The following is a 22639-nucleotide window of genomic DNA, read 5'->3' as shown; positions in this document are numbered from 1 at the left end:
TGGGCGCGTATCCTACATGCCCCTGTGGCGGTGCGCTAAACTATTGCTGTGCGAATTGTGATAATGGTCTCCGGGTCCGGTACTAACCTGCAAGCTATTCTCGACGCCGTGAAGGCGGGCGAGCTGAATGCAGAGATCGCCGCCGTAGGCGCTGATAAGCCCTGTACTGGTCTTGATCGAGCCGCCGCAGCCGGGGTTGAAACCTTTCTGATCGAACCGGCAGACTATGCTGACCGTGAGCAATGGAACCGCGCTCTCGAAGAGAAAATCGCCTCCTACACCCCCGATTACGTTGTATTCGCCGGGTTCATGCGTATTGTGGATGCGCAGCTGGTCGCCCGCTTCGAGAACCGGATTATTAACACTCACCCCGCGTTGCTGCCCGCATTCCCCGGGGCGCACGGTGTGCGGGATGCGCTCGCCCACGGCGTTAAAATCACCGGGCTGACGGTTCATTTCGTGGATTCCGGGGTTGATACCGGCACGATTATCGCCCAGGCTGCGGTGCCCGTCGAGGCTGGTGACACCGAAGAAAGCCTGCATGAGCGCATCAAGGTGCAGGAACGCTGGCTCTTGGTGCGGACCCTCGCAGAATTCGCCGCACTTCCTAACCCCCAAAACCCCTAGAACTTCCTGCCCGCACGGCGCCGCATCCCGGCGTATGCGGGCAGTATTAATACCCCGCCACGGGGTACCACCCATTCACCGAGCAAGAAGCAACGGAGTAATTAGTGTCTATGAAGAAGCTCGATCGTCTGCCCCTGCGCCGCGCCCTCATTTCCGTGTACGACAAGACTAATCTGGCGGAGTTCGCCCGCGGTCTGCACGAGGCGGGCGTGAAGCTGGTGTCTACCGGTTCGACCGCATCCACGATCGCCGCCGCCGGTGTGCCCGTCACCGAAGTCACCGAGGTTACCAACTTCCCCGAGTGCCTGGAGGGCCGCGTGAAGACCCTGCACCCGCGCATCCACGCCGGTATTTTGGCCGACCGCCGCAAGCAGGAGCATATCGACACCCTTAACGAGCTCGACGTTGAGCCCTTCGACCTGGTGGTCGTGAACCTGTACCCCTTCGCAGAGACCGTGGCATCCGGCGCCGACCAAGACGCTATTATCGAGAAAATCGATATCGGCGGCCCCTCAATGGTGCGCGCCGCCGCGAAGAATCACGATGCGGTCGCCATCGTCGTAGACCCCAAAGACTACGAGCGTACCGTAACCGCCGCTCAAAACGGCGGGTTCTCCCTGGAGGAGCGCCGCCGCCTGGCTGCTGGCGCCTTCGCCCATACTGCCGCCTACGATACCGCCGTCGCTACCTGGACCGCCGCGCAGTTCCAGCAGGATGAAGACGCTAACTTCTGGCCCCCGTACGCCGGTTTGGGCTTTGAACGCAGCGAGACCCTGCGCTATGGCGAGAATCCGCATCAGCGTGCGGCTCTGTATGTAGACCCCGCAGCAGCCCCCGGTATCGCCCAGGCTGAGCAGATCCACGGCAAGGCGATGAGCTACAACAACTATGTGGATGCCGACGCAGCCCTGCGCGCAGCCTACGATTTTGACGAGCCCGCCGTCGCCATCATCAAGCACAACAACCCCTGCGGTATTGCAGTTGCAAGCCCTGATGCCGCAGACCCGATTGCCGATGCGCACGCTAAGGCTCACGCCTGCGATCCGCTGTCCGCCTATGGCGGCGTGATTGCCGCGAACCGCCCGGTCACCAAGGATATGGCGCAGGCCGTTAAAGATATTTTCACCGAGGTTATCGTGGCACCCGGATACGAACCGGAAGCCCTCGAAATCCTGGAAACCAAGAAAAACCTGCGCCTGCTGGTACTTCCCGACGGGTTCGGGCGTGAGACTATCGAGTACCGCTCGATTTCCGGCGGCGCGCTCTTCCAGGAAGCCGACCGACTTAACGCCGAGGGTGATAACCCGCAGAATTGGCGGCTGGTCGCCGGTGAACCTGCCGACGAGACCACTCTGCGAGATCTTGAATTCGCGTGGCGCGCCCTGCGTGCCCCCAAATCGAATGCGATTATGCTCGCCCATAATGGTGCCGCCGTGGGTATCGGCATGGGGCAGGTTAACCGCGTGGATTCGTGCAAACTCTCGGTTGAGCGCGCCAATACACTCGGCGGAGAAGGCCAGGAGCGTGCCCGCGGTGCGGTTGCCGCATCCGACGCTTTCTTCCCCTTCGCAGACGGCCTGCAGGTTCTTCTCGACGCCGGTATCCGCGCGGTCGTGCACCCCGGCGGCTCGATCCGTGATGACGAAGTGATTCAGGCCGCGAAGGATGCGGGCGTCACCATGTACCTGACCGGAACCCGCCACTTCTTCCACTAATCTTTGACGTTTCCCGCGCCATACTGGGGTAAAAACCGGGTCAAGCCGCAACAATAACGAAGCGCACTTTATGTGAGTCATATCATATAAAGTGCGCTTTGTGGCGATAACCCACAATGCGCCCTCAGATTCGATAGGATTAAGACGTGCCTAAAGTCAGCGAAGAATACAAAAAGAATCGGCGCTCGCAGATTATTGACGTAGCTCGCGAGTGTTTCATTAAGCATGGCTACCAGAAAACTTCGATGAACGAGATTATCGCCGCCACGGGGCTCTCGGCGGGCGCAATCTATAACCACTTCGGATCTAAAAACGACATTATGCTTGAGGCGGCACGCCTGGATTTAGCCCCCTTCACGCGGGTACGCGCCGATAAGCCCTGGGACTATGTGCTGGGGTGTCTGCGGCTGCTGGATGCCACCAAAACCCGCAGGTTCCTGCTGGCCACCTGGGGTGAGGCTGTCTCATCCCCCGATATTTCCGCCGTCGTCACGGAACAGCTCACCGACCTGCGCGATATGGCACTTGACCGCTACCGTGAATGGGGTTCACGCGAACTAGACTTCACCGAAGAAGAACTCGACGGGTGGCTTGATGTTATTGGCGCGGCGGTGCTGTCCGTACTGACGGGGTATGTGGTGCAAACCCAGCTTCTGGGGAAAGAAAAACGCGACGCATATCTTGAATACGCCTCCGCTATTCTCACCCAGTCATAAACATATGTACCCGGTGCAGGCGCGAAACCAATGCCCACACCGTGAATACACCCGCAATATTATCTGCTGATGCGCCCGCTATCCGGTACTATGAGAGGCACATCATAAATATCTAGACAGTGGTGCACAGCACCGCACCCCTAGGAGAAAAAGCATGACCGAACGCGCAACCGTGACCCTTGAGGTCCCCCTCGCCGAGCTTGACCCCGAGGTCGCCGAAGCACTCGATTTGGAGCGTAAGCGCCAGCAGAACACCCTGGAAATGATCGCCTCCGAGAACTTCGTGCCGCGTGCCGTACTCCAGGGGCAGGGGTCGGTGCTGACCAATAAGTACGCGGAAGGCTACCCGGGCCGCCGCTACTACGGCGGTTGCGAATTCGTCGATATTGTTGAAGACCTGGCTATTAAGCGGGTCAAGGAACTTTTCGGTGCCGAGCACGCCAACGTGCAGCCCCACTCCGGCGCCCAGGCGAATAACGCCGTCATGCACGCCCTGCTGAACCCCGGTGAGAAGATTATGGGCCTTTCACTGGCGCACGGCGGGCACCTCTCGCACGGTATGAAACTGAACGTCTCGGGTAAGCTCTATGAAGTTGTCGCCTATGAGGTGGGCGACGACGGTCGGGTTGATATGGAGCAGGTGCGGCAGCTTGCGCTCGCTGAGCGCCCCAAGGTTATTATTGCCGGGTGGTCGGCATACCCCCGCCAGCTGGATTTCGCGAAATTCCGTGAGATCGCCGATGAGGTCGGCGCCTACCTGTGGGTTGATATGGCTCATTTCGCCGGTCTGGTGGCGGCGGGCCTGCACCCCAACCCGGTGCCGCACGCCCACGTGGTTTCCTCGACCGTGCACAAGACCCTAGGCGGCCCCCGCTCCGGGTTTATCCTGTGCACCGAAGAGCTTAAGAAAAAGATCGACTCGGCGGTATTCCCCGGGCAGCAGGGCGGCCCGCTCATGCACGTGATTGCCGCGAAAGCGACCGCCTTCAAGATCGCCGCAACTGAAGAGTTCAAAGACCGCCAGAAGCGCACAATTGAGGGGGCGCGCATCCTGGCTGAGCGCCTGACCCGCCAGGATATGCGCGATGCGGGCGTTTCCATCGCCACCGACGGCACCGACGTTCACCTGGTGCTGGTCGATCTGCGCCACCACGAGCTCACCGGTAAAGAGGCGGAAGACCTGCTGCACGATGCAGGTATTACCGTTAACCGCAACGCGGTGCCGAACGATCCCCGCCCGCCGCTGGTGACCTCCGGGCTGCGTATCGGCACCTCAGCCCTGGCAACCCGCGGTTTTGACGCGGCAGGCTTTACCGAGGTCGCCGATATTATTGCCTCAGTGCTGCTGCCGCAGCACGATATTGCGGCCCTGCGTCAGCGCGTGAGCGTACTGTGCGAAAAGTACCCGCTCTACGTGGGAAGCGAAAACTGGTAGACCTCTTAAAGACCCCGCCACGGCAACTCGCCGGGTGGGGTCTTTGAGCACGCACACACAACCAGCTCGCCCCGGAGTCACCCGGGACGGAACAAATAACCAAGGCACCGGCCTGCAGGCTGGTGTATAACACCGAGGAAGGAACTCATCATGCCACAGATTCTCGACGGCAAAGCCACCGCCGCGGCCATTAAGAATGAGCTGACTGAGCGCGTTGAGGCGCTTAAAGCTCGCGGCATCACCCCCGGTCTGGGAACAGTACTCGTGGGGGACGACCCCGCCTCCCACTCCTATGTGGGCGCCAAGCACCGCGACTGCGCCGAGATCGGTATTAACTCGATCCGCGTGGATTTGCCCGCAGACATCACCCAGGAACAGCTTGAGGCCGAGATTGATAAGCTCAATCACGACCCCGCCTGCACCAGCTACATTGTGCAGCTTCCCCTGCCTAAGCACCTGGACACTAACCGTATTTTGGAGAAGATCGCGCCCGAGAAAGACGCAGACGGGCTGCACCCCACCAACCTCGGCAAGCTGGTGCTGAACGTCTCAGAGCCTCTGGACTCGCCCCTGCCGTGCACCCCCAACGGCGTGATTGAGCTGGTGAAGCGCCACGGCATCGACTGGAACGGTAAGAACGTGGTGGTGCTTGGACGCGGTATTACCGTGGGCCGCCCGCTGGGGCTGCTGCTGACCCGCCGCGAAATCAACGCCACCGCAACCCTGGCGCACACCGGTACCCAGAACCTTGACGAGGTGCTGCGCCAGGCGGATGTTATTGTCGCCGCCGTGGGTGTGCCGCATGTGCTCAAAGCGGACCAGGTGAAGGACGGTGCAATCCTGCTGGATGTAGGCGTCTCCCGCGCCGAAGACCCCGAAACCGGTAAGAAGAAACTCTTCGGTGACGTTTCCCCCGAGGCAGCCGCGAAGGCGTCCTGGGTGTCCCCGAACCCCGGTGGCGTGGGCCCCATGACCCGCGCGGAGCTGCTCGTTAACGTTGTGGAGACCGCAGAACGTCAGGCAGGCTAACTGCCTCGCCGCATCACTCAACAGTTGTTCCTGCGTAATACTCCCACGGCCGGGGTACACAGCCCCCGGTAACGGGTGTTACGCAGGAACAACGTGTGTGAGGGCTCTGCCGCCTACAAGCTGCGGCTGCGAAGAAGCTAAAGAATCATCTCGTAAAAATACGCTGCGGACTCATAGAGGGTCACGCTGTACTCTACCGGTTCGCCTTCACCGGTGTAGCCGGTGAGCGTCACCTGCAGCGCAGCGGCACCCACCGTGGGGAAGCCATTAAAATCTGCGGCATCCTGCTCCGAGAACAGGGACGCCTCAATGCGCATCCGCCCGTGCTCCACCGTGTACTCCGAGCCTTCCTCCTGCGGGGAACCTCCCGCAAACGCCTGCGACACCGTCGGATCCAGCACCGTGCTGGCGGCATCAGGCACCAGGTAGACCCGCTCAAAGCCGATCGGGGTGCCATTGGCCAGCCGTAACCGCCGCGCATACAGCACCTGTGAACCGACCGGCACCAGCAGATTAGAAGAAATCCTCTCATCAGCCTCAACCCAGCGGGTAGCGATCATGCGCGTAGACGACTCCATGCCGCGGCGGCTCATATCTTCAGCGTACGAGCAGATACGCGGGATAAAGCTGGCCTGTGAATGGTCCGCCACATACGTGCCGGAACCCTGCTGGTTGTAGATCAGGCCCTTATCAAGCAGGTATTTGAGGGCATTACGCACCGTCTGACGGCTCACCCCAAACTGCAGCTGCAACGCCCGCTCAGTGGGCAGCTTATCGCCGGGGCTGCCGGGGATAATGTAGCGCTGCTCCAGCAGACGAATCACCTGCTCATACTTCGGCCCGGGCACGGGCGGCAGTGCCTGAGCCAGCAGGCCCGCCTCGTCGGGGTGTACAGGGTGCTCAGCCTCATCCACCGGGTGTGTGGTTTCGCTGTCGTGGGGGTCTCTGCCTGCGCCGAGGGTTTCGTTGGCGTCAAAGCTGCTGCCGGAAGGGTTAATCGGGATCATAAAACATAGTCTACCCTCCCGGGCAAATATTTACCCGTACAGCATCACGACAAAAATTGCTGCCCGAACCGGATGCACCGGTGCATTCCTGGCATAATGAATACTATGCTCACACACGACGCTCACCCCGATGCTGCCTCACAGGCATCTGAACGTAAAGCCATGATCGGTGCGGGGGCGGGTATGCTCATCCTTGTGGTGCTGTTGGGTGCCGCCATCGCAGCCGCCGATTCCGTGCTCGGCTGGGTACTTGCCGGGCTGATTCTTGGGTGGCTGGGGCTGGCATGCTACCTGGTGGTGGGGGTTCTCTCCGCGGTACGGGCGAATCGTGCCAGCTATAAGGCGCTGGCACACGCTCGCGCTGAGGAGCAGGATGGGATGCTCGCCGATAAACTGTCACATAGTTTTCAGATTGTACTGGTACAGTCCCGAGAAATCAGCAAATACCTGAACGAAGACGGGGAACAGTCCCGCGCCATGATTGAGCGTGCGCTGGATACTATTAACACCACAGCATCCAACGGGATGGGAATGGTCAACGACGAAATGAGGGGTGAAGAATGAGTCGCGCCGCTAAAACTCTGCGCGTCGCCAGCGTAAACGTCAACGGTATTCGTGCCGCCTACCGGAAAGATATGGCCACATGGCTCGCTGGCCGCGACGTTGATATTCTCTGCCTGCAGGAGGTTCGTGCCCCCGATACGATCGTGCGCGAACTTCTCAACGAAGACGACTGGCATATTCTGCACGCCGAAGCCGCCGCCAAAGGACGCGCCGGGGTGCTGGTGGCAACCCGCAAACACCCCAACGCGAACGGTGAGCTTCTGAAGAACCAGCCTGTCGCCACCCGCTCCACGATCGGCGACGACTATTTCGCGGACGCTGGCCGCTGGGTTGAGGCGGACTACACCCTGCCCACCGGCGAAACCCTCACCGTCGTAAGCGCCTACGTGCACTCCGGCGAGGTTGGAACACCCCGCCAGGATGACAAATACCGCTTTCTCGACCGTATGCTCGTGCGCCTGCCCGAACTCGCTCAGCACTCAGATCACGTGCTCATCGTGGGAGACCTCAACGTGGGGCACACCGAGCTCGACATTAAAAACTGGAAAGCAAACCAGAAACGCGCCGGGTTCCTGCCCGAAGAACGCGCATACTTCGATAAATTCTTCGGCGACATCGGCTATGAGGACGTGGCGCGTAAACTCGCAGGTGAAGTGCCCGGGCCCTACACCTGGTGGTCCTACCGCGGCAAAGCCTTCGATAATGACGCCGGGTGGCGCATCGACTACCATATGGCTACCCCAGCGCTCGCCGCGAAAGCCGTGGAAGCGACGGTTGATCGTGCCGCCTCCTACGATGAGCGGTTCAGCGATCACGCGCCGCTGGTGGTAGACTACCAGCTCTAACCCTGTACCCGAACCCCGCATTTTCACCCCAGAAAGCTACAAGGATGACCATGGAAAACCTGCCTGAGGGCGCCACGCCTCATACAACCAATATCCCCAACGCGTCTGCAGGACGCACCCGCGTGTTTTCGGGGGCGCAGCCCTCAGCGGATTCCCTGCACTTGGGCAACTATATTGGTGCGGTCGGTAACTGGGTGAAAATGCAGGAAGACCCGAAGAACGAATGCCTGTTCTTCATCCCCGATATGCACGCGATTACGGTTCCGCAGGACCCAGCGGCGCTGCGTGAGCGCACCCGCGTGACCGCCGCGCAGTACATTGCTGCTGGCATCGACCCCGCGCGGTCCCCGTTCTTTGTGCAGTCCCATGTGCCTGAGCACGCCCAGCTGGCGTGGGTGCTGAACTGCATTACCGGCTACGGTGAGGCATCCCGCATGACCCAGTTCAAAGACAAAGCGCAGAAACAGGGGACCGACAACGCCTCGGTGGGGCTGTTCACCTACCCGGTGCTCATGGCTGCGGATATTCTGCTGTACCAGGCGGATGCGGTGCCTGTGGGTGAGGATCAGCGCCAGCACCTTGAGCTCACTCGTAACCTGGCGCAGCGGTTTAACTCGCGGTTTGGGGAGACGTTTGTGGTGCCCGAACCGGCGATTCTGAAAGAGACCGCAAAGATTTACGATTTGCAGGAGCCCACCTCAAAAATGTCGAAGTCGGCAACAACGGAGAAGGGCCTCATTAAAATACTGGATGACGCTAAAACCACCACGAAGAAAATCAAATCCGCCGTCACTGATGATGGTTCCGTGATCGCCTACGATCGTGAGACGAAACCCGGTGTGTCGAACCTGCTGTCGATCTACTCTGCACTGACCGGTGAGAGCATTGACGCGATTATTGCCCGGTACGAGGGGAAAATGTACGGCCATCTGAAAGTCGATCTGGCTGAGGTGGCAGTTGAGAAGCTATCGCCTATGCGTGAACGCACCCTTGAACTTGTGGCAGACCCCGCTGAGCTGGATCGTCTGCTGGCTATTGGGGCGCAGAAGGCGCGTGAGATAGCGACCGTTACCCTTGAGAATGTTTATGACCGCGTGGGATTCCTGCCCGCGCTACGCGGCTAACCACGCAACCGGTTAATACGTCAGAAACCGAAGGAGCCCGACCGTGACCGCCGAATACACCGCCAGCTTGAGGCGTCCCTCACCGACGCTGAAAGAGGGGCAGCGCTACCTGAGCCTTATTGCGCATGTGCCCGACCCCTTGGCATCCCGCCTGCTGGGGTGGAAGCGTGAGCAGGACATCGCCGTGGGGCTCAGCGCACACGTGACCGTGTATGTGGGGCAGCTCAGCGAGCAGGTTGAGGCCGGGTTGCGGTCGGTAAAGTTTGCGCAAGCCCTGGGTGATACCGGCACGGTCAGACTGCAGGTGGGTGGGGTGAGTACTTTCCGCCCGGTGACTGAGGTGGATTACCTGTCGATTGACTACGGCGCGGATGCGCTGCACCAGCTTCATCAGGTGTGCGTGCGGGAGCTGGGGGAGTGTGCCACGCCGTTCCCGTACGTGCCGCATATTACGCTGGGCCAGAACTTGTGCCCCGGGCAGGTGGCTGAAGCAAAAACTGTTTTTGATGCGCTTCCTGCTGCTGAGCGTTCTTTCGCGGTGGATGCGTTGCACGCCTACACCTATGACGGGGCGGAGTGGGAACTGCTGGGAAGTATTGACCTGGCCATAGAATAACGGCTTCTTAGAACGTGGCGTAAAGAGCGGAAATATATTAGTCAGGCACGGGCGCATGCGCCCGTGCCTTTTTGGTGCCTTACCCTACAGCCATTTATGAGAGAGGTGGACCACTGTATAACCGTTTAGAAGAATGGTTCTCATTTATGTTATGGTGGTTCACATGCGCAACACACGTACAAAATTTTTAACATCCCTTAGTTGTTTCGGGGCGCTGTTTACCCTGGTAGTTAGCGGATGCTCCTCAGGTGCTAGCTCCACTAGTACCAGTGCCTCCAGCTCGGAAAGCTCATCGGCAAGCGCCAGTGCCTCCGCAGCCCCCATCGTCGAAAGCAAAGGCCCCTCCAGTCGTGTAGCTATCACCTATGACGGCGGCGTACTCGTATACGACGCTAAAGATATGAAGCTGCTGCAGGACATTAAAAAAGACGGGTTCCTGCGTCTTACCCCCGCCGGGGATAACCGTCACCTCGTGGTTGCTGATGGCAACAGTTACGCGTTCTTAGACACGGGGGCATGGTCGGTGCCGCACGGGGACCACTCGCACTACTACACGACTACCCCCACCCTCAGCTCCCTGTCGTTGGCTGCGGATCATACCGGGCATGTGATCACCGATAATGGTAAGAGCGCCGCTTTTGCCGATGGCACCGGCACCTTCGAGGTGTATAGTCCCTCCGACTTGACCGTGAATAAACGCACCGCCTCCGAGCTGAAAACCCAGCAGGTGAAACTGCCCGCACCGCATCACGGGTTCGCCATTCCGCTGCCGGATGGGCATTACCTAGTGTCGGTAGGGGATGAGAAGACCCGCACCGGTGCGGCTGTGGTAGACGCTCAGGGCAAGACTATTACTGAGAATAAAGAATGCCCGGGTGTTCATGGCGAGGCTATTGCCAAAGACGGTGTGATTACCGTTGGGTGCACCGATGGGGCGCTTATTTACCGGGATGGCACGTTCACTAAGGTGAACAACCCTGAAAACCCGTACTCGCGTTCCGGGAACCAGGCAGGCTCGGCCGACTCGCAGTATGTTTTGGCGGACTATAAGACCGATAAAGAAGCCAAACTGGAACGCCCCGAGAAGTTTGCCATTATCGACACTGTGGCGAAAAAACGCACCGTATACTCCCTGCCGCAGGGGGTAAGCTACACGTTCCGGTCATTGGGGCGCGGGCCTCAGGGGGAGGCGCTGCTGCTAACTACCGACGGTAAACTGCGTATTTTTGACCCGGCCACCGGCTCTGAACTCGGGTCGGTACAGCTCATGGATGCCTGGAGCGAATCTGAAACGTGGCAGGATCCGCGCCCGGCCCTGTGGGTGGATGGTAAGACCGCCTATGTGAGCGACCCGGCAACGAAAAAGCTGCACGCGGTGAATATTGCAGATGCTAAGGCCCCCAAAACCCTGGTGAGCGTTGAGCTGCCGCAGACTCCAAATGAGCTAAGCGGTACATCATCCTCGAAACCGGCCCCGACTCAGGACCACGGGCACGGTGAAAGCCATGAGGGCGATCATGGCCATTAGCCGCGAAGGCACTGACTGAACACAATAAGCTGAAGGCTCCCGCATCGGTTGATATGACCGATACGGGAGCCTTATGCATGTGCCGCTGGCAAAAGCGCGCGGGCACCCCGCACTGCTTTTCGGGGGGGGGTACCTGGGCGTGTTTTACTGAGTACGCTTTAGCCGGGCATACTTTCCCCGCGCACTTTTGCCGGTGAGATTTTAGAGCAGCTCGGTGAGTCCGCGCTCCTTGAGCTCGCTCACCGCCTCCTTGACTTTCTGCGCCTGCGAACGCGGGGCGACCAGCAGTGCGTCATCGGTGTCTACCACCACAATATCGTCCAGCCCAATCACCGAGATTTTACGGTCCGTTGTTGAGACGACAATACCGCTGCAGCCCTGGTTAAGAACATTCTGGTTATCGCCAAGGATGGTGAGATCCTCACCGGTTTTCTCCTGGTTAAGGCGCGCCACGGCGTCGAAATCTCCCACATCATCCCAGCTGAATGAGCCGGGTACCATGGCAACATCGCCTGCTGCGGCTGCGGGTTCTGCCACCGCGTAGTCAATAGCGGTTTTCGGCAGGGTGCCCCACACTCGTTCCATAATGTCTTCGCGCTCCGGGCTGTCCCAGGCGTTAGCAATCTGCATAATACCCGCATGTAGTTCGGGCTCGTTGGCTGCAAGGTGTTTGAGCATTAACTCGGCGGGGGCTACGAACATGCCCGCGTTCCAGGCGTATTCGCCGGAGTCCAGGTACTTCTGGGCGGTTGCCGCATCAGGCTTCTCAACGAAAGAATCCACGGCGAGGGCGTGGGGTGCCTGCTCAATCCCCAACGACTCCCGGGCGTGAATATACCCAAAAGCGCTTGAGGGGTGGGTGGGGGTGATGCCAATGGTGACAATTTTGCCGGTCGCGGCGGTCTCTACCGCTTCAATGACGACCCGTTGGAACTCGTCGACGGGGCTGATCACGTGATCAGCGGCGAAGGAGCCAATGATCGCATCAGGTTCGCGGCGGTGCAGGATAGCGCAGGCTAACCCAATGGCGGCGGCGGAATCGCGCGGGGAGGGTTCAAGAACCAGATCGGCGGCGCGGAGCTCGGGAATCTGCTGAGTGACAGCGTTTGCGTGGGCGACCCCAGTGACCACCATGAGCGAGCCATTGCTCAAATCAATGAGTCGGTCATATGTTTCCCTTAAGAGGGAACTACCCGAATCCGTTAAATCGAGCAGAAATTTTGGGGCGTGTGCTCTGGAAAGAGGCCAGAGACGGGAACCGACGCCCCCGGCTGGAATGAACGGTCGAAAACGCGAAAGTGTAGTATTCATCAATTACAGAATATCGCGGGATGCGTCATGTTCTCGTTTCTTAAACCTTTTTGCCAGCTGCTGATAGTAGATTTTTATCACATAAGGTTAAGGTTAGTTCCGCATGAACTCGCCGCAGAACAGGATATCGCTAAAGAGATATGACCTAATTAACCTGTCTAATATAGTCGACATTGTGTCAATAAGCCCTGCGCGAACCTGGTATCTTGTAAGCAACAATATGATTTCACGGTTGTCGCTGGGAGCGCTTCCCGCTGAGGTTTCACACAGACCCCGATGCTCTCCAGCGGTCTACAGGAGGTTATTCAGTGCCGAATATGTCTAAGGGCACCCTATACCGCGGCCGCTATGGAATGTGGTCGTGGGTGGCCCACCGCGTAACGGGTATCGCCATTTTCTTCTTCCTACTGGTTCATGTGCTCGACACCGCCGTGGTGCGTATCTCCCCTGAGGCATACAACAGCGTGCTGAGCCTATACAAGAACCCCATCATGGGTTTGGGGGAGATGGCCCTCGTTGCGGCTATTGTCTACCACGCGTTCAACGGTATCCGCATTATCCTCATTGACTTCTGGGGCCCGGCCACCAACTCGAAGGTTGAGCACATTCAGAAGCCAAACAAGGATGGGATTATTGAGACCTCCGAGAAAGCAACCTACAACCACATTAAAATCCTGTGGGTTGTGCTGGTGCTGTGGGTCATTTTTGTTGCCGGTTTTGCAGTACGCCACCTGCCGAACGTTTTCGCCCACATTGGAGGTCACTAAGCCATGGCTACCCCGCTAAAATCCCGCGTTGCCATCCCGCGCATCCGCGATAACAAGATTGATGGCGTCAAGTACAACCGCTCCTCCTCTAAACGCAATAACTTTGAGATGTTCGCCTGGTTGGGGATGCGCCTCTCAGGTGTTCTGCTGGTGGTGCTGATCTTCGGCCACCTGTTTGTAAACCTCATGGTGGGGGAAGGTATCCACGCCATTGATTTCGGGTTCGTGGGCGGTAAATGGGCCAACCCGTTCTGGCAGGTCTGGGACCTGCTGCTGCTGTGGCTGGCGATGCTGCACGGCGCCAACGGTATCCGCGTGGTGATTGATGATTACGCCGAAAAAGACCGGGTGCGCGTGTGGCTGAAGATTATTCTGTTCCTCGCCTCGGCGTTCGTGCTTCTGGTGGGAACCCTCACGATCTTCACCTTCGACCCCTGCCCCTCGGGCGCGGCATCCCACCTGCTGCCCAGCTTCTGCGCCGCCCGCTAACGACGGCCAGCACACGTACAGAGTTTTCGATACAAGAAAGAACATCATGCAGGTACATAAGTACGATGTAGTGATCGTCGGCGCCGGTGGTGCCGGGATGCGCGCCGCCATCGAAGCGGGCCAGCGAGTTCGCACCGCCGTGCTGACCAAACTATACCCCACCCGCTCCCACACCGGCGCCGCCCAGGGCGGTATGTGCGCCGCACTGGCTAACGTCGAGGAAGACAACTGGGAGTGGCATACGTTTGACACCGTCAAAGGCGGTGACTACCTCGTCGATCAGGACGCGGCAGAGATTATGGCGAAAGAAGCTATCGATGCTGTGCTCGACCTTGAAAAAATGGGTCTTCCCTTCAACCGCACCCCCGAGGGGCGTATCGACCAGCGCCGGTTCGGCGGTCACACCCGCGACCACGGTAAAGCAGCGGTACGCCGCGCATGCTACGCCGCCGACCGCACCGGCCACATGATCCTGCAGACCCTCTACCAGAACTGCGTGCGCCACAATGTGGAGTTTTACAACGAGTACTATGTGCTCGATTTGGTGATGGTCAAAGATGAAGAAGGCCGCCCCCGCCCCGCCGGGGTTGTCTCCTACGACCTGGCAACCGGTGAAGTGCACGTCTTCCAGGCAAAATCTGTGGTGTTCGCCTCCGGCGGCTGCGGCAAGATCTTCAAGACCACCTCGAACGCGCACACCCTCACCGGTGACGGTATGGCAATCGCCCTGCGTAGCGGCCTGCCGTTGGAGGACATGGAATTCGTGCAGTTCCACCCCACCGGGCTGGCCGGGCTGGGTATTCTGGTGACGGAAGGCGCCCGCGGTGAGGGCGGCATCCTGCGTAACTCTGACGGTGAGCGTTTCATGGAACGCTATGCACCCACCATTAAAGACCTGGCTCCCCGCGATATTGTGGCTCGTGCAATGGCGAATGAGGTGCGTGAAGGCCGCGGCTGTGGACCCAACAAAGACTATGTGCTGTTGGACCTGACCCACCTGGAACCCTCCCACATTGACGAGAAGCTGCCGGACATCACCGAGTTTGCCCGCACCTACTTGGCGGTTGAGCCGCACCACCAGCCGATCCCGGTGTTCCCCACCGCGCACTACGCAATGGGCGGTATTCCCACGAATAACGAGACCGAGGTGTACTTCAACAGCGAAGAAACCGTACAGGGTCTGTACGCTGCCGGTGAGGTGGCCTGCGTGTCGGTGCACGGCGCGAACCGTCTAGGCACCAACTCGCTGCTGGATATTAACGTGTTCGGTAAACGTGCGGGCCGTAAAGCGGCAGAATACGCCGCATCCGCAGAGTTTTTGCCGGTTCCCGATGATGCTGCTGACCGCGTGCTGGGTCTGCTGGATACCCTGCGTGAAAACAAAGGTACCGAGAAGGTCGGCGCTATCCGTGCAGACCTGCAGAAGACCATGGACGCCGACATGCAGGTGTTCCGCACCGAAGAGACCATCCGCCGCGCCCTGAAAGTCATTAGTGAGCTGGAGGAGCGCTACGAGAACATCTCCATCCAGGACAAGGGCAAACGCTTTAACCTTGATCTGCTGGAGGCTGTGGAACTGGGCTTCCTGCTGCAGCTGGCGAAAGTCATGTCGGTAGGGGCCCTGCACCGCCAGGAATCCCGCGGCGGCCACTACCGCGAGGACTTCCCCAAGCGTGACGACATGAATTTCATGAAGCACTCCATGGTCTACCTTGACCCCGAGTCTGAGTTTGAGGGCGTGAAGGGCCTGCGCTTCGACACTAAGCCCGTCATTTACACCCGCTACGAGCCCAAGGAGCGTAAGTACTAAAATGGCTGAAAACGAACTTCCTGAACCGGAATCCGTCAAGCTTTTTGAAGGTATGACCGGCGGCGACGGCGGCGCTATCCCCACCTACGACGTGACTATTCGGGTGCGACGCTACAACCCCGAGGTCTCCGACGAGGCGTACTGGGACGACTTTAGGCTGCAGATGTACCGCACCGACCGTGTGCTGGATGCGCTGCACAAAATCAAGTGGGAACTGGACGGATCCGTCTCATTCCGGCGCTCCTGCGCGCACGGCATCTGCGGTTCGGACGCAATGCGCATTAACGGGCGTAACCGTCTGGCGTGCAAGACCCTGCTGAAAGACCTCGACATGACCAAGCCGATCACGGTCGAGCCGATTAAGGGCCTGCCCTGCGAGAAGGACCTGATCGTGGACATGGAGCCTTTCTTCCAGGCATACCGCGAGATCATGCCGTTCTTCATTAATGACAGTAACGAGCCGGAACGTGAGCGTCTGCAGACCATTGAGGATCGCGCACGGTTTGACGACACCACGAAGTGCATCCTGTGCGCCGCGTGTACCTCTTCGTGCCCCGTGTTCTGGACGGATGGTCAGTACTTCGGTCCTTCCGCGATTGTGAACGCGCACCGGTTCATCTTCGATTCCCGTGATGACGCCGGAGACCTGCGCCTTGAAATCCTCAATGACAAAGAGGGCGTGTGGCGCTGCCGCACCACCTTCAACTGCACCGAGGCATGCCCGCGCGGTATTCAGATTACTAAGGCCATTGCTGAGGTGAAGCAGGCCATTCTGGCACGCTCCCTATAGGCGCCCTCACCCAGTCCGATGCGCGGCACCGGGTGGGAAGAAACAGCCCCGCTGCGGGGTGAAAGTTCTTCCTACCGGTGCCGCGAGGTGTTTAATAGTAAGTATGGTTTTCGCTAATTCACGTTACGATCTTTCAACCCCGGTGTTTGACGAGTGGGTTGCGCGCATGATGCCCACCCTGACCGAATTCCGTCGGCAGGTGCACCGCAACCCGGAGCTTTCGTTCCGTGAAGTGAAAACAACCGAGCGTATTATGAATCACCTGCGTGGTGCGGGCATGAGCCCTGTGGCGTGTGAAGGAACCGGCTGCTATGTGGATATTGGCAACGGCCCGTTCGCCTTAGCGCTGCGAGCCGATATTGATGCCCTGCCCATTGAGGAACAGACGGGCTTGGAGTATGCCTCAGCCGTGCCGGGAGTGATGCACGCCTGCGGGCACGATATTCACCAAACGATTATGCTCGGGGTGGCGCTTGCTCTGCACGAACTGAACGAGCGCACCCCGCTGGGCCGCAGCGTGCGCATCCTATTTCAGCCTGCCGAGGAGCAGCTGCCGGGTGGTGCGGTGCAGATGATCGACCAGGGCCTGCTGCGGGGTGTGCCGCGTGCTTTTGCACTGCACTGTGATCCGAAAGTTGATTTGGGGCAGATCGGCACACGTATCGGGGCGATCACCAGTGCCTCGGATACGATCAAAATTCATTTGAGCGGCCACGGCGGGCACACTTCACGGCCGCATCTGACGGAGGATTTGATCTACGCGATGAGTCAGATCGCGGTGCAGGTGCCCGCAGTGCTGACCCGCCGCACCGATGTGCGTTCGGGGGTTCTGGTCGCCTGGGGGCAGGTGAACGCCGGGGTGGCCCCAAACGCCATCCCCGCCGAAGGGTATTTGGCGGGAACTATGCGCTGCCTAGACGTTGAGGTGTGGCGCCACGCCGGGCAGCTGCTGGATGAGGTGATTGAGCAGGTCGCGGTGCCTTTCGGGGTGAACGCCCGGGTGGAGCATATTCGCGGGGTGCCGCCGGTGGTGAACACCGACACTGAGACGACCATGATTGAGAACGCCGCCCGGGCTGAGCTGGGGGAGGACTCAATCGTGCTGGTGGAGCAGTCTATGGGCGGAGAGGACTTCGCCTGGATGCTGCAGGAAGTTCCGGGCTCAATGTTCCGGTTGGGTACCCGCGCCCCCGAAGACCCGACATATGACCTGCATCAGGGGGATTACAACCCCGATGAACGCGCTATCGGCGTGGGCGTGCGGGTGATGGCTGCGACCGCTTTGCGTGCGGTGCGTTTTGAGCTGGCAAAAGCCGCGAAGGCCGCAAACCCGGTACGGGATGAGGCCCGGTAGAGTATATCCACTTGTCCTAGTGGGCGGGCGTTTTAACGGTGAGGATGCCCCACTGGATTCTCTCACGGAACCAAGAACATATCAGAAAATAATTGCGGTTAATTATATTTTATGATGAGCTTTACCTTGCGCCGAAAAATAAATTATTTAAAAATATTTAATGAATTTAATTTTACTCAAGAGATTATTATATATACTCGGGGAGCGGCGGGGAAAACACTCATCTTTACTTAAGTCCTGAACACATTAAACTAATTGCTGACATTGATACATGTTTATCAATAATTCATTATAATTAAAACTGGTATTGTAAAATACCCTGGTGCTATGAAGGTTATCCGTTAGAGGGTAGGCTTCTGCACATGCACCGGTCAGGAACCCACAAGTGACCTGCACAGATATATGTTGAGCTCCGGATAGGGCGGCATGTTCGTCTTATGGACTCTCATATGAAGGGGTAATGGGTGCAGAGAATATTACTGAATAAGCATGGGATGTGTCAGGGCTACCCGAGTTTTTATTAAGAGGGTGAATTGACCAGTTAGCTTTTTGCTATTTTCCCGCGTGATAAAGGTGAACTATTTAAGGCTCGTGATAGTGACAGCACGGTAATAGCAGAACGTATCATAAGTGCCGCAGGTGCTGGGTCTGTAATGTGCGGGAGTACGATGAATGAGCATGGGTGCGGCAGAAGATGCTGGCCTCCATGTAGCAAGAGATTCTCAAAACCCTGCCAAACGGCACATGCCCCAAGGATATGATGATCTTGAGATCAGACACTCGGCCCGTAAGGAGCTAAAGTGTTTACACGCTCAACTGCTTGAGTAGGCAAAGCTGCGAAGCGCCCTTTTCTCAGCTCTAGTCTAAAGACAATGAAAACTTACCGGTTTTGAGAATAGCTTCAGGCAGTTGCCCGACCGTCATTATGCTGAATAACAATCGTGAGGCGGTTTTTGTTCGTTTCATAGTGATGAACGCGCTGTCAAATTTGCTTCGGTGTGCATGGAGGCGGGTACTCCAGGTATGGTTTAGGTATTCCATTTATTGTATAAAATCCCACCCGGGGCGTGCCTCATAAACGGCATGTGCCGCACCATTGAGCGGTTTTGCCCGCAGAAATACGGCGGTTCACCCGCATTTCTGCGGCCCTGATATACCGGGTAGGCGATAGAATGGGATGCAGACACACCAGACACACTCAGCTCTCGCCGTGTCCGCCGGGAGCGCCGACAAGAACTAGTGGAGGGGACCACAGTGGGAATCTTTGGAATCGGCAAGAAAAAATGGGAAGCACAGGTGCGCGCAGCTGAAGAAGCAGCCGCGGCGGAGGCGGAAGAGCGAAGCCTGAGCGAAAAAGTGATGGAACAGCAGCAGTGGGAGGAATCCCTCCGGAAATTTGTGCGCACCGAAAGCCAGCGGTCCCAGGGTCAGCGTGTTGTCGAAGAAAACGCACGCCACACCGCTGCATCTGAAGACTTCTTCGAAGAACACGACCAGGACTCCACCGACAGCGCGAACCTGGTGCACCCCGGCGCTGAGGAACAGGAACTAGAAGCCACAACCAGTGAATCCAGCACCCAAACGCAGGAACCCGAAGACGACTACGACACTGATGACGCGCCCGCCCAGGATCCCTACGATGATGAGGGATACGACGCCTCAGCTGAGTACGAAGACGACTATGATGACGAAGACGATGACTACGATGATGAGGACGAAGACGAAGAGACCCGTCAGGCGCGCGTAAAAGACTATATGACCCGTCTCGGGCTAACTAACGATGATAACGACCCCGAGCAGAAGATTGAGCTGGTCACCGACGAGACGGTGCTGCTGCACCTGCCCGACACCCCGGAAGAAGACGCCCACACCACCGTAACGGAACCTGAGACGTACGCGGGGGCGCTGCCGGTTATCTCGGCTCAAGATACGGGGGCGTCGGTGCAAGAAACAACCGATACCGGGCAGGTTGCTGAGGCGGACGATAGTGAGAACAACCCCGAAGACATCGAGCACTATGTGCCTGCAGGGCAGGAATCAGTAGCTGGTACAGGCGCAGCACACCAGAGCCCCAGCATCGCCGATGAAGTTGCCTTTAATGCATCGGATAGCCCCGCCGAGGCCCCTGAGGGAGCCGTGGACAATCATCGTTCGGCGCGCCCGGAGAATGAGGTTGAGCGGTTCGAGGAAGTCCCCATGATCGAGTTTGCCCCGATTCAGAACTCCCTCAAGAAGCCCAGTGAGAACCCCGTAGCGAGTGCTGAGGAAGAATCGTGGGAACCGCATCATGATGATGCTGAACCTCACGAAGAAGACACCCGAACCCCGGAAGATTCAGCCGCTGAGGCTGCTGGTGCAGACCCGTTAAGCAGCACCCCCACCCCTGAGCCTGCTGCCGTGGCCGCAACAACGGGCGCGTCTGCGGCTGTAGCAGACTCTGCGGGTCTTAGCGGCACCAGTGACGACACGCATCACGCACCGGAGCCGATATTTGATGCTCCTGATGCTGAAGTGTTGACTCCTGACAACCCGCTCTACACGCTTATTGAGACCATGCGCGAGCACGGTCATGGGCAGCTCACCTTTGACCTGCACCAGGTTAATGACGATATGAACTACCGCCTGTACTACCAGGGGGATGAGATTGAAAAGGGCGTCGTAGTGCCCGGAACCATCTGGTTCGATTCTGTAGCGGCGCTTTATGTTGCGGCACAGGACTCGGGTACGGTGTGGACCCGCGCCCTCGTGGCGGCCAGCCCCAGCCTGGGCGGGCGTGTGGCGGTGCAGGCCTCGTACATGAGCGCTGCGGATTCCACGAACTGGGATAAGAACTATATTTTCCCGGCAACGGAGCAGGATAACGACGCTGCGGACACTATAGCGGAGGCAGCACCCGCCACGGCCTTTGCGGAGGGCACCGAACCCGGTGCCGCCCCTGAATCGACGCACGACTACGACGCTGACCCGCTGATGCGCGCCAACGCCGAAAGTGAGCGGGACGAAGCACCCGGCGAGAAGACGCAGGATGGCTTTGAAACCGCCGATGAGGCAGAGCCTACGCATGATGCGGTGTCGGACGAAACGGCAGACGCTGCGCCTCTGGCGGGCCTTGATGAGACTCAGGCGCCGGAAGAGCAGGAGACCGCGCTCCGTGAAAACACCCAGGATGAGCCTCTGCCGTTGGGTGGACACCCCCTCAACCTGGTCAAGGCAGATGAGGGCAGCGATGAGTCTGATGAGGCTATGGAGCTGCTGAGCGAGGCTTCCGAGCGTGATGAAATGCCTCAGCCTGCAGTCGAAGATGCTGTGCTCTCCACCGAAGAGCCTGCGGACTCCTTCACCGAGGACCTCTCCGGTGAGGATGTTTCCCGTCAAGACACGCAACAGGACAGCGCCGAGCTGGATGACACCGAGCTGGATGACACCGAGCTGGATAATGCCAAACTGGACGGCACCGAGGAAGACAGTATTGCAGCCACCACCGATACCGACACGTCTGGGGACCGCAACCAGCCGGGTCAGGCGGGCCACGTCAGCCTTACCGCACAGAGTCTAGCTCCGCACACTGACACCACTGCTGAAGCTGAGAACACCTCTGAAGCCGCAGACTCCGGGGCCGAAGAGGAAGACATTGATGGGATGGCCGCTGCGCTCGCGGCGATTGTGGCCAGCGCCGAAAGTAAACTTCAGAAGCCGCAAACTCAAGCACCTCTCGCTGAGGATTCTGCGAAGGACAGCACCCCCGCCCCAACGGTGCACGAGACGGTTGCCGCCCTCAATGAAGGTGCTGCGGCCCCTGACCTGGGCGAGGACGAGCCGGTACAGGCCCCTGACGACGGTGCGGCAGTTAACGACGATACCGGCCCTCTGCCCGCAGTCTCTTCCGACGCCTCTTGGCAGCAGGACGAGCTTGAGGACACCGCGGCAGGGGAGAAGGATAAGGAAAACACTGCCGCTGGTTCCAGCAAGATTGTGAACGTCACCTCTGCTGTTGCGGCAAATGATGCTTCAGCTGAGGCCGCCGCCGGGTTCTTACGCCCCGCCGATGCGCACACGACGAATCTTGTCGATGCTGCCGCTTTCACCCGCGCAGCGGATACCGGTGATGCTGGTACCGAAGCGGACCATACTGTTGATCCTGAAGCACAGGCCCCCATGACGGGCGCTGCGGACTTGGATACTGTGACTGCCGCAGCCAGCGAGGGCACGGCCCATCGCGGCCCTGAACTTCCCGAGCATGTGGATGATGAGGAGCTGGTACCTGCGGTTGAGAAGGAGTCTTTACTGGCTCCCGTGCAGCAGACTGCTGCTGAGACGGAGACAGAGCAAAAGCCTGAATCCACGTGCTCGGATCCCGATACGCCCACGGTCTGCGCTGATCCGGATACCCCCACCGTACAGCCTGCCGCAGATGTGAGTGTGCTCTCCGATACGAAGCTCGCCGAGGGGAACCTGACTCTCACCGAGGCGCAGGTGGCGCATCGTCTGGCTCCCGTGGTTGAGGCCTTGTTCGGTGAGGGCGGCACGGCTACGGATGCCACTACGGTGCTGATTCGTGTGCGTGCCCTTGGCTCGTACTATGACGCCCTGACGCATGTGCGCCGTAACGGGTTCTGGGAGCAGGTGCGCACCTTCGACTTGGTGCCTGAGGAGACCCTGGATATTCCGCGGCTGAAGACCGATTCGTATAGTGAGGGTGAGGGGTCGCCACTGGCGATTAGTCTCACGTTCACCCCGGGGGTTCCGGTACAGGCGGCGTTCGATTATTCGAGTGAACAGGCGTTTGTGCGGTATCCGCGCCAGCTTGAGGCGGAGCGTTATGTGGAGGAGCTGCGCATGTTCCCGCGCCTTGGCGCTAGGATTCCTGCGCATATGGCGGCTGCGCTGGCGCACTGGAACCTGTAACACCCAC

18 protein-coding genes are annotated in these 22639 nt (G+C 58.9%); 16 read left to right on the top strand and 2 right to left on the bottom strand.

The window, feature by feature from the left end:
* The first annotated feature begins 63 nt into the window (after positions 1-63).
* The 5 genes from purN to I6I94_RS03980 all read left to right on the top strand — a co-directional run bounded on the left by purN (position 64) and on the right by I6I94_RS03980 (position 5522).
* The gene (gene purN, locus I6I94_RS04000; RefSeq protein ID WP_128087508.1) at positions 64-627 is read left to right on the top strand and encodes a phosphoribosylglycinamide formyltransferase; all 564 of its coding nucleotides are present in this window, start codon (positions 64-66) and stop codon (positions 625-627) included.
* A gap of 110 nt (positions 628-737) precedes the next feature.
* Positions 738-2342: a bifunctional phosphoribosylaminoimidazolecarboxamide formyltransferase/IMP cyclohydrolase gene (purH, locus tag I6I94_RS03995; protein WP_128087509.1), complete on the top strand. Its 1605-nt coding sequence runs from the start codon at positions 738-740 to the stop codon at positions 2340-2342.
* Positions 2343-2488: 146 nt separating this feature from the next.
* On the top strand, positions 2489-3058 hold the full coding sequence (locus tag I6I94_RS03990) for a TetR/AcrR family transcriptional regulator (protein WP_006888056.1): 570 nt from the start codon (positions 2489-2491) through the stop codon (positions 3056-3058).
* Between the two features lie 154 nt (positions 3059-3212).
* On the top strand, positions 3213-4493 hold the full coding sequence (gene glyA / locus I6I94_RS03985; RefSeq protein WP_128087510.1) for a serine hydroxymethyltransferase: 1281 nt from the start codon (positions 3213-3215) through the stop codon (positions 4491-4493).
* A 150-nt stretch (positions 4494-4643) separates the two neighbouring features.
* Positions 4644-5522, top strand: coding sequence for a bifunctional methylenetetrahydrofolate dehydrogenase/methenyltetrahydrofolate cyclohydrolase (locus I6I94_RS03980; protein ID WP_006888049.1), 879 nt, complete (start codon positions 4644-4646; stop codon positions 5520-5522).
* 137 nt (positions 5523-5659) lie between these two features.
* On the opposite strand, the gene I6I94_RS03975 is transcribed toward I6I94_RS03980, so the two are convergent.
* Positions 5660-6529, bottom strand: a complete 870-nt coding sequence (locus I6I94_RS03975) for a GntR family transcriptional regulator (RefSeq protein ID WP_023133773.1) — start codon at positions 6527-6529, stop codon at positions 5660-5662.
* A 105-nt stretch (positions 6530-6634) separates the two neighbouring features.
* On the opposite strand from I6I94_RS03975, the gene I6I94_RS03970 reads away from it, so the two are divergent.
* The 5 genes from I6I94_RS03970 (at position 6635) to I6I94_RS03950 (ending at position 11206) form a co-directional block, all read left to right on the top strand.
* Positions 6635-7093: a hypothetical protein gene (locus I6I94_RS03970; RefSeq protein WP_236588931.1), complete on the top strand. Its 459-nt coding sequence runs from the start codon at positions 6635-6637 to the stop codon at positions 7091-7093.
* On the top strand, positions 7090-7938 hold the full coding sequence (locus I6I94_RS03965) for an exodeoxyribonuclease III (protein WP_128087512.1): 849 nt from the start codon (positions 7090-7092) through the stop codon (positions 7936-7938). Before I6I94_RS03970 ends, I6I94_RS03965 begins: the two co-directional genes overlap by 4 nt.
* Before the next feature lie 44 nt (positions 7939-7982).
* Entirely contained in the window at positions 7983-9062 is a 1080-nt protein-coding gene (gene trpS / locus I6I94_RS03960; RefSeq protein WP_201620910.1) for a tryptophan--tRNA ligase, read from the top strand.
* A 43-nt stretch (positions 9063-9105) separates the two neighbouring features.
* Positions 9106-9678, top strand: a complete 573-nt coding sequence (locus I6I94_RS03955) for a 2'-5' RNA ligase family protein (RefSeq protein ID WP_128087514.1) — start codon at positions 9106-9108, stop codon at positions 9676-9678.
* A 163-nt stretch (positions 9679-9841) separates the two neighbouring features.
* Entirely contained in the window at positions 9842-11206 is a 1365-nt protein-coding gene (locus I6I94_RS03950) for a hypothetical protein (RefSeq protein ID WP_201620909.1), read from the top strand.
* A 201-nt stretch (positions 11207-11407) separates the two neighbouring features.
* Here I6I94_RS03950 and I6I94_RS03945 read toward each other — a convergent pair whose 3' ends face one another.
* Entirely contained in the window at positions 11408-12517 is a 1110-nt protein-coding gene (locus I6I94_RS03945) for a mannose-1-phosphate guanylyltransferase (protein ID WP_126854108.1), read from the bottom strand.
* Positions 12518-12825: 308 nt separating this feature from the next.
* Here I6I94_RS03945 and sdhC point away from each other — a divergent pair, with 308 nt between their 5' ends.
* From sdhC to I6I94_RS03915, 6 genes are all read left to right on the top strand, one after another.
* Positions 12826-13284, top strand: coding sequence for a succinate dehydrogenase, cytochrome b556 subunit (sdhC, locus tag I6I94_RS03940; RefSeq protein WP_080727397.1), 459 nt, complete (start codon positions 12826-12828; stop codon positions 13282-13284).
* Between the two features lie 3 nt (positions 13285-13287).
* The gene (locus tag I6I94_RS03935; protein ID WP_037232601.1) at positions 13288-13773 is read left to right on the top strand and encodes a succinate dehydrogenase hydrophobic membrane anchor subunit; all 486 of its coding nucleotides are present in this window, start codon (positions 13288-13290) and stop codon (positions 13771-13773) included.
* A 46-nt stretch (positions 13774-13819) separates the two neighbouring features.
* The gene (sdhA, locus tag I6I94_RS03930) at positions 13820-15583 is read left to right on the top strand and encodes a succinate dehydrogenase flavoprotein subunit (protein WP_006888069.1); all 1764 of its coding nucleotides are present in this window, start codon (positions 13820-13822) and stop codon (positions 15581-15583) included.
* Between the two features lies 1 nt (position 15584).
* A complete protein-coding gene (locus tag I6I94_RS03925; protein ID WP_128087515.1) occupies positions 15585-16373 on the top strand; it encodes a succinate dehydrogenase iron-sulfur subunit in 789 nt (262 codons plus the stop codon).
* A gap of 103 nt (positions 16374-16476) precedes the next feature.
* Entirely contained in the window at positions 16477-17727 is a 1251-nt protein-coding gene (locus tag I6I94_RS03920) for an amidohydrolase (RefSeq protein WP_006888057.1), read from the top strand.
* Positions 17728-18981: 1254 nt separating this feature from the next.
* Positions 18982-22632 (top strand): hypothetical protein, encoded by a 3651-nt coding sequence (locus I6I94_RS03915; protein ID WP_201620908.1) that lies wholly within the window; start codon positions 18982-18984, stop codon positions 22630-22632.
* Positions 22633-22639 lie beyond the last annotated feature (7 nt).

Origin of the sequence: Rothia aeria, from assembly GCF_016726365.1 — a bacterium.
GTDB classification, from domain to species: domain Bacteria; phylum Actinomycetota; class Actinomycetes; order Actinomycetales; family Micrococcaceae; genus Rothia; species Rothia aeria.
This window is presented reverse-complemented; position numbering and strand designations above follow the sequence as displayed.